We start from the raw sequence: 12,660 nt of genomic DNA on the forward strand, positions 1-12,660 counted from the left end.
CCCGCAGTTGTCGTGGCGCGGAAACCCTCCAGTGATGTGAGACACGTCCGCGTCCGGCAGATCCTGTGCCTGCTCCCACTGCTCCTGGTCACCGTCGTCGCCGTCCAGCACCGGTCCGTTCTCGTCGATGGCTTCGGCCAGCTGCGGGCGGCGGAGTGGCCCTGGCTGGTGGCGGCGGCCGGTGCCACCTGTCTGACCTGGGTCGCCGCCGCCTTCACCCGGCAGGGTGCCGTGGTCGAACGGCTGCCCGCGCGGCGGCTGTTGGCCACCCAGTTCGCGGCGGGCGCGGCAAATCACCTGCTGCCCACGGGACTTGGCGCGGGCGCGGTCAATCTGCGCTTCCTGACGGTGTGCGGGCTGCCGCTGGCCCGTTCGTCGGCCGCGCTCGCCCTGTTCCTGCTCGCCGAGTCGATAGCCCGGCTGACGCTCCTCACCGGTCTGCTGATCGCCTTCCCGGACGCCCTGCGCCTCGGAACTCTCCTTCCAGCAGGGGCACTTGCCCCGCTGCTGGCCATCATCGGCGCCGCACTGTGCGCGATTGTCCTGGTCCTCGTTCTGGTACGGCGGCTGCGGACGACGATCCTGTCGTTCCTCCGTACGGCGTTCAGCGAGGCGCGTTCCGTGCACACGCGGCCGGCGCGGGCGCTCGCGCTGTGGGGCGGTTCGCTGGCGTTCCCCGCGCTCCAGGCGGCCGGACTCGTCGCGGTGGGGCAGGCGTTGGACCTGCCGGTGCCGCCCGCGCAGATGGCGCTCGCCTATCTGGCGGCGACGGTCGCGGTGGCGCTGGTGCCGACGCCGGGCGGGATCGGCTCGGTGGAGGCCGCGTTGATCGTGGCGCTGGTCGCGGCGGGCGGCCCGGTCGCGGTGGCCACGGCGGTGGTGCTGGCGTACCGGATCATCACCGTCTGGATCCCCATCATTCCGGGCGCGTTGACGCTCGGCGCCCTGGTCCGGCTGAGAGTCATCTGATTCCCGGGTCCGCTCGAACGTTCCGGTGCAGCAGGATCAGCTCTGGCCAAGGCGTCGGCCGCCCACCGGCCCCGTCTGTCTGGAGCTGTTCGCGACCGACGCGAACGCCCTGTTCACCACGGCGAAGGACGGCCCGGCCGACCCCGGCACGTCGTAACTCCCCGACGGCAGCGGCCCGTTGACGTGGCCGTCATACAGGGGTCCGGTCGAGCAGTGCCGTCACCTCGGTGCGGAAGGCGGCGAGGCGTTCGGCCGCGTGGTCGGGGGTGATGCGCGGTTCGTAGACGGCGGCGGGTTTCCAGTCGGGCAGGGCGTCGGCGAGTGACAGGCCGGGATCGGCGCCGAGTTGGGCCAGTGCGCCCACGCCGAGGGCGGTCGCGTCGGGCAGCGCCGAGACCTCGACGGGGCATTGCAGGAGGTCGGCCTGGGTCTGCATGAGCAGGGCGGAGCGGGTCAGGCCGCCGTCGACGCGCAGGACGTCGAGGGGGGTGCCGAGGTCGGTCGCGGCGGCTTCGGCGAGTGCGACGACCTGCGCGGCGAGACCCTCGCACAGGGCGCGGACCAGGTGGCCGGAGGTGGTGTCGAGGCCGAGTCCGGTGAGCGAGCCGCGCAGGTCGCCGCGCCACCAGGGAGCGGCGAGTCCGGCGAGGGCCGGTACGAAGGTGACACCGCCCGTGTCCGGAACCGCGCCGCCCACCCGGTCCAGGTCGGCGGCGCCGCTGATGACGCCGAGGTCGGTGAGCCACCGTACGGCGGACGCGGCCGTGTTGACCTGACCGTCGAGGCAGTAGCCGGTCCGCCCGCCGAGCCGCCACGCCACACTGCTCACCAGTCCCGAGTCGCCGCGCCGGGGTGTCTCGCCGGTGTGCGCGAGGAGGAACGCCTCTGTGCCGTAGGTGCACTTGGCGCCGCCGGGCGCGGTGACGCGCTGGGCGAGGAGGGCCGCCTGCTGGTCCACGACGAGGCCGGTGAGGGGGATCTCCGCGCCGAACGCCGTTGTCGTGCCGATGAGTTCGGCGGAGTCGACGACACCCGGGAGGCGTTCCCCGGACAGGCCGTAGAGGTCGAGGGCGCGGGGCGACCAGGCGGCCTTGTCGAGGTCGAGGAGTTGGGTGCGGCCGGCGGTCGCCGCGTCGGTGACGTGGGTGCCGGTGAGGCGGTGGACGAGCCAGGAGTCGCTGGTGGTGACCATGCCGTCGCGGGTGAGGTGGCGGCGGATCCAGGCCATCTTGGGTGCGGCGAAGCGCTCGTCGAGCGGCAGGCCGGTCAGCCGGCGCAACTCGTCCGCGTGCTCGGCGAGTTCCGCGCAGACGCGCTCGGCGCGGCGGTCCTCCCGGACGAGTGCGTCGGTGAGCGGCATTCCGGTGTCGGGGTCCCAGGCGAGGACGGTCTCGCCCTGGTTGGCGAGGCCGAGCGCCGCCACGGGTTCGTCGGCCTCGGCGAGTGCGCGGCGGCCGGCGACGAGCACCGACTCGTACAGTTCCTCGGGGTCGGCCTCGACCAGGCCGCCCGGCAGTCGGCGGGTCCCCACCGAGACGAACCCGGTGCCGATCACGCCGCGTTCGGGACAGATCACCAGGGCCTTCGTGCCGGATGTTCCCTGGTCGACGGCGAGTACCGGACCCGTCATACCACCCCTCCCGTAGATCACTGCGCGACAGACTGCCGCCGGTCCGCACCACACGTCAAGCATTTCTGATCATCGGTCAACTCGCAGATATATCTACCGAGTTGGGGACGATCGGGAAACCGGCGGTGATGCGGAACGCGCGCCCCTGTCATCGGGATCACACCTGCGTACGCCGTCCCCGTGTTCCTGCGACCGCGCGCGAGGGATCGTTTTCAGCCAGGTCCGTGGCGCCTGGGCCGGTGGAGCTGACCGGTCGTCCTGATCCCGGCCGGTGTGTGGTGGTACGTCGCCCGCCGCGCGTACGGCACACCGACCACGGCCGCCCGCGGCTCCGGCCGCGAACAGGCCGAACTCGCCGCGGGAATCGTCCGAAAGCCGTGCTCACAGCCCCGGGCGAGGTACGAACTCCCCGTCCGGATACGGCAGGATGAGCGGTCGCGCCGGTGCGGGGAATCGTTCCGGCCGGCGCGACGGCAGTACCGGCAATGCCCGCACTTCGAGCAGGTGGACAACGTGACGACTCTTCACATCCGGCCGTCGGCGGCGCTCTTCGCCACCGTTTCTCTCCCCGGAGGTGACCGGTGAACCGCACGCCGACCCTGGACGACTTCATGCTCGCCGGAATAGCGCTGGCCTCCGGCCTGTTGGCGGCGTTCCTGCTGCGGATACTGCTGCGCTGGCTCGGCAAGCACGCCGACCGCACCCGCTGGAGCGGCGACGACGTGATGGTCGACGCACTGCGCAGCGTCCTGCCGTGGTCGGCGGTCATCGGCAGCGCGGCGGTCGCGGGGGCGGTGCTGCCGCTGACGCACACGGTCCAGCACCAGGTCAACCAGACCCTCAAGGTGCTCATCATCCTGGCCGTGACGGTGGCGGCGGCCCGGGTGATAGCGGGACTGGTCCGGGCGGTCACCAACTCCCGCTCCGGGGTGGCCGGTTCGGCCACGATCTTCGTCAACATCACCCGGATACTGGTCCTGGCGATCGGCTTCCTGGTGATGCTGCAGACGCTGGGCATCTCGATAGCGCCGATGCTGACCGCCCTGGGCGTCGGCGGTCTCGCCGTGGCGCTGGCCCTTCAGGACACCCTCGCCAACCTGTTCGCGGGCATCCACATCCTCGCCTCGAAGACCGTGCAGCCCGGCGACTACATCAAGCTGAGCAGCGGCGAGGAGGGGTACGTCGAGGACATCAACTGGCGCCAGACGACGGTACGGGCGCTCTCCAACAACCTCGTCGTGATACCGAACGGCCAGCTCGCCAAGACGAACATGACCAACTTCATGCGCCCCGAGCAGGAGTTGACGATCCTGGTCCAGGTGGGCGTCGGCTACGACAGCGACCTGGAGCATGTCGAGGAGGTGACCATGGAGGTCATCGCCGAGGTCATGACCGACATCACCGGCGCACTCCCTGAGCACGAACCGGCCATCCGCTTCCACACGTTCGGCGACTCCCGCATCGGCTTCACGGTGATCCTGGGGGTCGGCGAGTTCAGCGACCAGTTCCGCATCAAGCACGAGTTCATCAAGCGCCTGCACAAGCGGTACCGCGCCGAGGGCATCCGCATCCCGGCACCGACCCGCACGGTGGCGCTCCATCAGGGGGCGCTCCCACAAGGGATGATCCCGCAGGGGGCGGTCGGCATACCGCAACAGCGGATCCCCGAGGACGAGCCGGGCGAAGTCCCCTCCACCCGGCTCGACCGACCTGACCTGATCTGATCTGACCAGTCAACTCCCTCAGAGTGTCGCGGAGTTGTCGCGGTAGTGCCCGCCGGTCCGGTTGCGCGGGACGGTGAGTGACGGGTTCACCGGCGTCACCGTCCAGTCCGGATGACCGGGCATGCGCGGCGTCGCCGTACCGTAGAGCCAGTCCCGCAGGAAGCCGGACAGGTCCTGGCGGGCGACCTTCGAGGCGACGGCGATGTAGTCCTCGGTCGTCGCCGACGAGTCGCGGTATCGGGCGAGGAAGGCCCGTTCCACGGCGTGGAAGGTGTCCTCGCCGATGAACTCCCGCAGGGCGTACAGGACCAGGACGCCACCCAAGTAGCGCTGGTCGTCGAAGAGGTCGACCGCGTTCGGGGCGGCGACCGGGCCCGAGTCGTGGCGCCACTGGTCGCCGCGCGCGTAGGTGTCCTTCATGCGGGCTTCCATCGTGGTCAGGCCGAGGGAGTCGGGCCAGCCGCGCTCGTAGCGGTAGAGGAGTCCGTAGAAGTCGGCGTGGCCCTCGTTCAGCCAGAGGTCGGCCCAGGTGGCGGGGCTGACGCTGTTGCCGAACCAGGAGTGGACCAGTTCGTGCATCATGTGCGAGCCGATCTTGCTCTCCGCCTGGAGCAGGAAGTTCGGCTTGTACAGGGTGAGGGTCTGGGTCTCAAGTCCCGTGAAATCAAAGGCGTTCGGGGCGTCCGAGTTGCAGGGCAGCAGTCCGTACGTCTCGAACGGGTAGGCCCCCAGGCGCTGTTCGAGCCAGTCGACGAGGCCGGGGGTCAGCGCGAGCGCCGGTTCGAGGGCGGCGGCGCGCGCGGTCGGCACGACATCCCGCAGCGGCAGCCCGTGCGGGCCGCGCCGCTCCTTGATCACGTAGTCGCCGACGGTGATCTGCACCAGTTCGGTCGCCATCGGTGAACGGGAGCGGTAACTGAACGCGGTCCGGGCGCCGTCCAGCCGCTCGGTGCACACCGGTTGACCGTTCGCGACCCCGCGCAGCCCGTCCGGGACGGTGATCCGGAACGTGAAGTCGGCCTTGTCGCTGGGGTGGTCGTTGCAGGGGAAGACGGTGTGCGCCAGGTTCGGCTGGCCGCACACCGCGAAACCGTCGGGGGTGAGAACCCAGCCGCCGGTCGGCGCGGCGGCGCGGCTCGGGTCGACGGAGTACTCCACGCACACGGTGACCCGGGCCCTGGCCGGGAGCGTCCTGGCGGGCGTGATCCGCAGCTTCTCACCGGCCTGCTCGAAGTCGGCCCTACGGCCCCGCACGCGCACCGTGCGGATGTCGAGGCCCAGGGCGTCGAGGGAGAAGCGGGTCAGGGCTTCGGTCGTGCGGAGTTCCAGCGTCGCCGTACCGTCGACGAGCCTGGTCGTCGGGTCGTAGGCGAGGTCGAGGTCGTAGGACAGGACGCGGTAGCCGTCGTTGCCGAGGGTCGGGAAGACCGGGTCGCCGAGGGTCTCGGCGCCCTCGTCGCCGTGCCCCCGTCCGGTTGCCTCGTCGCCGTTCCCCCGTCCGGCCGCGAAGGCCGGGGAACCCGAGGTCAATGCTGTGGCCGTACCGATCAGGGCGGCCACCGGGGCCGTCACTCTGCTGCGATATCTCATGATCCGCTTTCGCTCGGGCGGCCGGGTGGTCGGCTCCGGCCGTCGGTCGGTGAAGGTGATCCACCCCTTACCGACTACGGGATCGGGCGATGGGTTGCCCTTGATCCACGCACGGGTGTTCGCGCAGTGCGGACAGACCGCTGTCGAGTGGGACCGGATCAGGAGATATCTTGATGTCGAGCAATGTTGCAGACGTGGAGCGGAGCACCGGTGACTGACTCGACCATCATCTATACGCACACTGACGAGGCCCCGGCCCTGGCGACGTATTCCTTCCTGCCGGTGGTCCAGGCGTACGCCTCGCAGGCGGGTGTCACCGTGACCACGCGGGACATCTCGCTGGCCGGGCGCATCATCTCCGTGTTCCCGGAGTACCTCACCGAGGACCAGCGGATCCCGGACGCCCTGCACGAGCTGGGCGAACTGGCGAAGACGCCCGAGGCCAACATCATCAAGCTGCCGAACGTCTCGGCTTCCGTCCCGCAGCTCAAGGCCGCCGTGGCCGAGCTGCAGGAGCAGGGTTACGCGCTGCCGAGCTACCCGGACGACCCGAAGACCGACGAGGAGCGGGACATCCAGTCCCGCTACGACAAGATCAAGGGCTCCGCGGTCAACCCGGTCCTGCGCGAGGGCAACTCCGACCGGCGCGCCCCCGCCTCGGTCAAGAAGTACGCGAAGACCCACCCGCACCGCATGGGTGCCTGGTCGGCGGACTCGAAGACCAATGTCGCGACGATGGGCGAGAACGACTTCCGCTCGACCGAGAAGTCCGTGACGATCGCCGAGGCCGGCGCGCTGAGGATCGAGCTGGTCGCCGCGGACGGCACCACGACCGTGCTGCGCGAGTCCGTACCCGTCCTCAAGGACGAGGTCGTCGACGCCTCCGTGCTGCACGTCGCCGAGCTGCGCGAGTTCCTCACCGCGCAGATCGCCCGTGCCAAGGCCGAGGACATCCTGTTCTCCGTGCACCTCAAGGCCACGATGATGAAGGTCTCCGACCCGATCATCTTCGGCCACGTGGTCCGCGCGTTCTTCCCGAAGACCTTCGAGCAGTACGGCGCGACGCTCGCCGCCGCCGGTCTCTCCGCGAACGACGGTCTCGGCGGCATCCTCAAGGGCCTGGCCGCGCTGCCCGAGGGCGACGCGATCAAGGCGTCCTTCGACGCGGAGATCGCCGAGGGCCCCGCGCTCGCGATGGTCGACTCCGACAAGGGCATCACCAACCTGCACGTGCCGTCCGACGTCATCGTCGACGCCTCGATGCCGGCCATGATCCGCACCTCCGGCCACATGTGGGGCCCGGACGGCGCCGAGGCCGACACCCTCGCGGTGCTCCCGGACTCCTCCTACTCCGGCGTCTACCAGGCCGTCCTCGACGACTGCCGCGCCCACGGCGCCTACGACCCGTCCACCATGGGCTCGGTGCCGAACGTCGGTCTGATGGCGCAGAAGGCCGAGGAGTACGGCTCGCACGACAAGACCTTCGAGGTCCCGGCTGCCGGTACGGTCCGCCTCGTCGACCAGGCCGGCAACGTCGTCCTGGAGCAGTCGGTCGCCAAGGGTGACATCTTCCGCGCCTGCCAGACCAAGGACGCCCCGATCAAGGACTGGGTGAAGCTCGCCGTCACCCGCGCCCGCGCCACCGGCAACCCGGCGGTGTTCTGGCTCGACGAGACCCGCGCGCACGACGCGCAGCTGATCGCCAAGGTCGACGCGTACCTGCCGGAGCACGACACCGAGGGCCTGGACATCCGGATCCTCGCCCCGGTCGAGGCGACCCAGCTGTCGGTGGAGCGCATCCGCCGCGGCGAGGACACGATCTCGGTGACCGGCAACGTGCTGCGCGACTACCTGACCGACCTCTTCCCCATCCTGGAGCTGGGCACCAGCGCCAAGATGCTGTCGGTCGTCCCGCTGATGGCGGGCGGCGGCCTCTTCGAGACGGGCGCCGGCGGCTCCGCGCCGAAGCACGTGCAGCAGCTGGTCAAGGAGAACTACCTGCGCTGGGACTCGCTCGGTGAGTTCTTCGCGCTGGTCCCCTCCCTGGAGCAGTACGCGACGTTCACCGGCAACGCCCGCGCGCAGGTCCTCGCCGACACCCTCGACCGCGCGACGGCGACCTTCCTCAACGAGGACAAGTCCCCGACCCGTCGCGTCGGCGGCATCGACAACCGCGGCAGCCACTTCTTCCTGTCCCTGTACTGGGCCCAGGAGCTGGCCGCGCAGACCGACGACGCGGACCTCGCGAAGGCCTTCGCCCCGCTCGCCGAGACTCTCGCCGCCGCCCAGGAGAAGATCGTCGAGGAACTCGGCGCGGTCCAGGGCAGCCCGGTCGACATCGGCGGCTACTACCAGCCCGACCCGGCCAAGGCCGCGAAGATCATGCGCCCGTCGACGACGTGGAACGAGGCGCTGGCTTCCCTGAGCTGACGCGACAAGCGGCCCGAGGGCCGTTCACCAGCACGATGGCTCCGCCCCGGCCGGGATCTTCTCCGGCCGGGGCGGGGGTGTCTGTGCGGCGGGCGGGTGTTGAGCCCAGGCAGGAGACGGCGCATCACACGCCGGCACTGCGGAAAACGGGCAGCCACTCGCCCACTCCGGGAATCGGGACGCCAGGCGCCTGTGTCGGCCACCCGCCGCCGCTCCGTCGCGTCGGAGAGCGAGCCACCGCTCAGCCGTGCTGGAGAGCGGCCCGCCATTCCACTGCGCCGGGCGCCGGGCCGCCACACGCCCGCGTCAGGAACCTGCACGCCGGTTCCCTGCCCCCTCCTCGGTCCTGCCGTACGGCCACTCAGCCGCCCCCTGGGATGCGAGGCCGTACCGAACAACGGCTCAGCGCTCGCCCGTGCCCGAATGGTCTGCCGGCCACCCACGCGAGAACCTCTGCCCGCCGCCCGTTCCGGCCAGGACTACGACCCGCCGCGCTCACCAGTCCCCCGGGCACTGTCCCCACCAGCCCGCACCCACCGGCGTCACCAGTCCCGCACCGCGATCAGCTCCTCCACGTCCGCGTCCGTGAAGCCGTACGCGTCGGCCACGAACCCGAAGTCCTCGGCTATCTCCTCGCGGGCCACGGTCTCGATCTCGCTGTCGGCGGCCTCGAAGTCGGCCTGCAGTGCGTTGAACTCCTCGGTGGCAACCTCGGTCAGGGCGTACAGCGCGGGCAGGTCGGCGGGGTGTTCGCTCTCGATGCGCTCGCACAGACGCAGCAGGATGGCCTTGCCGAGGTCCAGGACGTGGTCGGGGTAGTAGTCGTCCCGGTACAGCGCGGAGAGGAACGCGTGCTCGGTGATCTGCTGGTTGCTGACGGGCATGGTGGTGCTCCCCCGGTCCGTGATCGTCTGTGCGGATACCTTGATCCTGCACCACGCCACTGACAACGCCTCCGGGAGCCGCCCGTGTCCCCTACCGCGCCGGCCTCCGGGCCGTCCTTCGAGCTCCTGCCCGGCGCCGCCGGCTCGCCCGTGATCCTCCATGTGCCGCACTCCGCGCGGGAGATACCGGCCGACGTCCGCGCGCACCTCCTGCTGGACGACCCGGCGCTGGAACGCGAACTGGACCACATCACCGACAGCCACACCGCGCGGATCGCCGCCGAGGCGGCACGCGCGTGTGCCGTCACCCCGTGGCGGTTCGTGAACCGGCTCTCCCGCCTGGTCGTCGATCCGGAACGCTTCCCGGACGAGCGCGAGGAGATGCTCGCCGTGGGCATGGGAGCGGTCTACACCCGCACCACCCACCACGCCGGCCTACGGCCCGCCGACCACGACCCGGAGCCGCTGATCGACCGCTACTTCCGCCCGTACGCCCGCGCGATGACGGCGGCCGTCGCCGACCGGCTGGCCGCGACGGGCCGGGCCGTCGTCATCGACCTGCACTCCTACCCCACCGCCCCGCTCCCCTACGAACTCCACGGCACCGCCCCCCGCCCCGCCGTCTGCCTGGGCACCGACACCCTCCACACCCCGCCCGCGCTGCTGTCGGCGGCCCGCGAGGCGTTCGCGGGGTGCGGGGAGATCGGCCTCGACAGCCCGTTCATCGGTACCTACGTGCCGTTGGAGTTCTACGGCAAGGAGCCCGCGGTCGGCGCCCTGATGGTGGAGATCCGCCGGGACACGTACATGACGGAACCCGGTGGCCGGCCCGACGGCCCGGGGGTGGCCCGGCTCGCCTCCGCACTGACGACGCTGGTGAACGCCGTATCCGGATGACGTACGCCCCCGTGTCCGCCCTCCGGCTGGAGCACTCCCGCAGGACAGGCGGTCGGGGGCGTACGAGGGTGGACGCATGACCGAGGAGACCACCACGCTGACCGGCCAGGCCTCGCCCCCCGTCCGGGACTGGCCCCCGCTCGACCTGACCGGGACGGAGTTCGACCCGGTCCTCGCGGAGCTGATGCGCGAGGGCCCGCTGACCCGGATCCGGCTGCCGCACGGCGAGGGCTGGGCGTGGCTGGCCACCCGCTACGACGACGTGAAGATGATCACCAACGATCCGCGGTTCGGCCGCGCGGAGGTCACCACCCGTCAAGTGACGCGCATGGCCCCGCACTTCAAGCCCCGCCCGGGGTCACTGGCCTTCGCCGACCAGCCGGACCACAACCGGCTGCGCAAGGCGATCGCGGGCGCGTTCACGGTCGGCGCGATGAAGCGGCTGCGGCCCCGGGCGCAGTCACTGCTCGACGCGCTGGTCGACGGAGTCGTGGCGGACGGGGCTCCGGCGGATCTGATCGAGCGGGTCCTGGAGCCCTTCCCGATCGCCGTGGTCAGCGAGGTCATGGGGGTGCCGGACGAGGACCAAGAGCGGGTGCACGCCTGGACGCGGCAGATCATCTCCATGTCCGGCGGCGCCGAGGCCGCCGACCGCGCCAAGCAGGGCATGTACGCGTGGATCACCGACACGATCCGCGCCCGCGCCGACAGCGACGGCACCGACGTGTACTCGCTGCTCGGCGGCGCCGTGGCCCGGGGCGAGATCAGCGAGGAGGAGGCGTCCGGTGTGGCGGGCCCGCTGCAGATCGGCGGGGAGGCGGTCACCCACAACTGCGGGCAGATGCTGTACCTGATGCTCACCCGCCCCGACCTGCTGGACCGCCTGCGCGCCCAACCCGAGTGCCGGGAGCCCGCGTTGGACGAGCTCCTGCGGTTCATCCCGCACCGCTCCTCGGTCGGCCTGGCCCGGATCACCCTGGAGGACGTCGAGTTGCACGGTCTGCGCATCAGCGCGGGCGACCCGGTCTACGTCTCCTACCTCGCCGCCAACCGCGACCCGGCCGTCTTCCCGGACCCGGACCGCATCGACGTCGACCGCGATCCCAACCCCCACCTGGCCCTCGGCAACGGCTCGCACTACTGCACGGGCGCTGTATTGGCCCGTCTGCAGACCGAACTCCTCGTCGACACCCTGCTGGACCGACTCCCTGGGCTCCAACTCGCCGTCCCCGCCGAGGAGATCGTCTGGCGCCGGAAGACGATGATCCGGGGGCCGCAGACGTTGCCGGTGACCTGGTAGGTCGCGGCGCGTGGATCGCCGTGCGCGAGGGCGGGTGCCCTGGTCCTGCTCAACACCCGCCTCGCGCACCGGGGTTCACGCCCGCAGCCACTCCGTGACGACGACCTCGCCGCCGGCTCGCAGCCGTAGCGCGAAGGGGCCGGTCGGAGGCGTCTCGCTGGTGAAGCGGCCCATGGCGTCGGCCGTGAGGGTGGTGGGGCGCAGGGCCTGGAGGCCGTTCAGGACCTCGATGCCGGCCGGCTGGGGTGGCATCACCTGGCCCATCAGGCCCTCGCTCGTCACCTCCACGTCGATGCTGAGCTCGCCCGCGGTGAAGGTCAGCATGCGGGGCACGTCCAGGGCCCCTCTGACCGGGATCGCGTCGATCAGGGAGTCGAAGGTCAGCTCCGCGAGCCGGGCGTCCAGGTCGTACAGGGCGTAGGCGTCCATGGCGAACTGGCGCAGGTCCGCCGGGACCGGGTCCAGGATGGCGGCGGCCTGACGCAGCTCCTCCTCAAGGAGCGCGTCCTCGAACTCCCCGGCGCCGGCGCCCTGTTCACCCTCCTGCTCGGTGAACTCCTCTTCGTCCAGGGGCTCCTGGCCGAAGGCGTCGAACGCGTCGGGACCGTCGTCGTGCATGCCGTTCACAGCGCCCCCCGGGCGTCCAGTCGGGCCCGCAGCCGGCGCAGGCAGCGCTGGCGCATCGGGCCGATGCTGCCGACGGCGATCCCCAGACCGGCGGACACCTCCAGATAGCTGGGCGGCGGCGAGGCCATCAGTACCCGCAGCAACTGCCTGCAGCGGTCACCCAGTTGCTCGAACTCCTGCCACAGCCGCCGGATGCGTTCGGCGTCGGAGGCGGCCTCCTCGGAGTCGATCAGCGACTGCTCGGGGGTGCGCTCCTCACTGATGCGGTCGAGGAGTTGGGGATCGTCCGTCGGCATGAGCCGCCGTAGCGACTTGATCACCTTCAGGCACTCGTTGCGTGCGGTGCTGGCCAGCCAGGAGCCGGCCTTCTCGGGTTCGCGGATGCGCCGCAGGTGCTGGGAGAAGCGCAACCACACGGTCTGGTAGACCTCGTGGCCGTCGGCGTCGGAGAGCCGGTGGGCGCGCACCACTGACCAGACCAGTGGGCTCAACCCCTCCACGAGCGCCTTCCAGGCCGCCGCGTCGCCGTCGACGGCGGACTGGACGAGCGCGCCGACTTCTGCACGTTCCACGGTGCCACCCCTCGTGTACGGCATGTCATCGTACGCC

General features: G+C 71.0%; 11 protein-coding genes and 1 pseudogene. 7 read left to right on the forward strand and 5 right to left on the reverse strand.

Features of this window, described 5'->3' with window-relative positions; genetic code table 11:
- The first annotated feature begins 36 nt into the window (after positions 1-36).
- A complete protein-coding gene (locus OG226_RS08010; RefSeq protein ID WP_328676020.1) occupies positions 37-969 on the forward strand; it encodes a lysylphosphatidylglycerol synthase transmembrane domain-containing protein in 933 nt (310 codons plus the stop codon).
- A gap of 25 nt (positions 970-994) precedes the next feature.
- A complete protein-coding gene (locus OG226_RS08015; RefSeq protein WP_328676021.1) occupies positions 995-1,126 on the forward strand; it encodes a hypothetical protein in 132 nt (43 codons plus the stop codon).
- A gap of 33 nt (positions 1,127-1,159) precedes the next feature.
- Here OG226_RS08015 and OG226_RS08020 read toward each other — a convergent pair whose 3' ends face one another.
- On the reverse strand, positions 1,160-2,599 hold the full coding sequence (locus OG226_RS08020) for an FGGY family carbohydrate kinase (protein WP_328676022.1): 1,440 nt from the start codon (positions 2,597-2,599) through the stop codon (positions 1,160-1,162).
- Between the two features lie 135 nt (positions 2,600-2,734).
- Here OG226_RS08020 and OG226_RS08025 point away from each other — a divergent pair.
- Positions 2,735-2,968, forward strand: a pseudogene (locus tag OG226_RS08025) (amino acid permease); the annotation flags it as partial.
- A 212-nt stretch (positions 2,969-3,180) separates the two neighbouring features.
- Positions 3,181-4,323, forward strand: a complete 1,143-nt coding sequence (locus OG226_RS08030; protein ID WP_328676023.1) for a mechanosensitive ion channel family protein — start codon at positions 3,181-3,183, stop codon at positions 4,321-4,323.
- Positions 4,324-4,341: 18 nt separating this feature from the next.
- Here the strand turns inward: OG226_RS08030 and OG226_RS08035 are convergent, their stop codons facing one another.
- On the reverse strand, positions 4,342-5,913 hold the full coding sequence (locus OG226_RS08035; protein WP_329348413.1) for a M1 family metallopeptidase: 1,572 nt from the start codon (positions 5,911-5,913) through the stop codon (positions 4,342-4,344).
- A gap of 210 nt (positions 5,914-6,123) precedes the next feature.
- On the opposite strand from OG226_RS08035, the gene OG226_RS08040 reads away from it, so the two are divergent.
- Positions 6,124-8,343 carry an NADP-dependent isocitrate dehydrogenase gene (locus tag OG226_RS08040; protein WP_328676025.1) on the forward strand — a complete coding sequence of 740 codons (2,220 nt, stop codon included), beginning with the start codon at positions 6,124-6,126 and terminating at the stop codon, positions 8,341-8,343.
- Between the two features lie 542 nt (positions 8,344-8,885).
- On the opposite strand, the gene OG226_RS08045 is transcribed toward OG226_RS08040, so the two are convergent.
- On the reverse strand, positions 8,886-9,227 hold the full coding sequence (locus tag OG226_RS08045) for a DUF5713 family protein (protein ID WP_328676026.1): 342 nt from the start codon (positions 9,225-9,227) through the stop codon (positions 8,886-8,888).
- Between the two features lie 84 nt (positions 9,228-9,311).
- On the opposite strand from OG226_RS08045, the gene OG226_RS08050 reads away from it, so the two are divergent.
- Both OG226_RS08050 and OG226_RS08055 read left to right on the forward strand, forming a co-directional pair.
- A complete protein-coding gene (locus OG226_RS08050) occupies positions 9,312-10,124 on the forward strand; it encodes an N-formylglutamate amidohydrolase (protein WP_329348414.1) in 813 nt (270 codons plus the stop codon).
- Between the two features lie 76 nt (positions 10,125-10,200).
- A complete protein-coding gene (locus OG226_RS08055; RefSeq protein ID WP_329348415.1) occupies positions 10,201-11,424 on the forward strand; it encodes a cytochrome P450 in 1,224 nt (407 codons plus the stop codon).
- Between the two features lie 75 nt (positions 11,425-11,499).
- Here OG226_RS08055 and OG226_RS08060 read toward each other — a convergent pair whose 3' ends face one another.
- Entirely contained in the window at positions 11,500-12,042 is a 543-nt protein-coding gene (locus OG226_RS08060) for a hypothetical protein (RefSeq protein ID WP_329348416.1), read from the reverse strand.
- 5 nt (positions 12,043-12,047) lie between these two features.
- Positions 12,048-12,647, reverse strand: a complete 600-nt coding sequence (locus tag OG226_RS08065) for an RNA polymerase sigma factor (protein WP_328676030.1) — start codon at positions 12,645-12,647, stop codon at positions 12,048-12,050.
- Positions 12,648-12,660 lie beyond the last annotated feature (13 nt).

Source organism: Streptomyces sp. NBC_01261 (genome assembly GCF_036226385.1).
In the GTDB taxonomy this organism is placed as follows: domain Bacteria; phylum Actinomycetota; class Actinomycetes; order Streptomycetales; family Streptomycetaceae; genus Streptomyces.

What these genes read in the sequence shown, in the direction of transcription:
- OG226_RS08020 (WP_328676022.1), bottom strand. Translation starts at nt 2,599, where the DNA reads ATGACGGGTCCGGTACTCGCCGTCGACCAGGGAACATCCGGCACGAAG.
- OG226_RS08035 (WP_329348413.1), bottom strand. Translation starts at nt 5,913, where the DNA reads ATGAGATATCGCAGCAGAGTGACGGCCCCGGTGGCCGCCCTGATCGGT.
- OG226_RS08055 (WP_329348415.1), top strand. Translation starts at nt 10,201, where the DNA reads ATGACCGAGGAGACCACCACGCTGACCGGCCAGGCCTCGCCCCCCGTC.
- OG226_RS08045 (WP_328676026.1), bottom strand. Translation starts at nt 9,227, where the DNA reads ATGCCCGTCAGCAACCAGCAGATCACCGAGCACGCGTTCCTCTCCGCG.
- OG226_RS08065 (WP_328676030.1), bottom strand. Translation starts at nt 12,647, where the DNA reads ATGCCGTACACGAGGGGTGGCACCGTGGAACGTGCAGAAGTCGGCGCG.
- OG226_RS08060 (WP_329348416.1), bottom strand. Translation starts at nt 12,042, where the DNA reads ATGCACGACGACGGTCCCGACGCGTTCGACGCCTTCGGCCAGGAGCCC.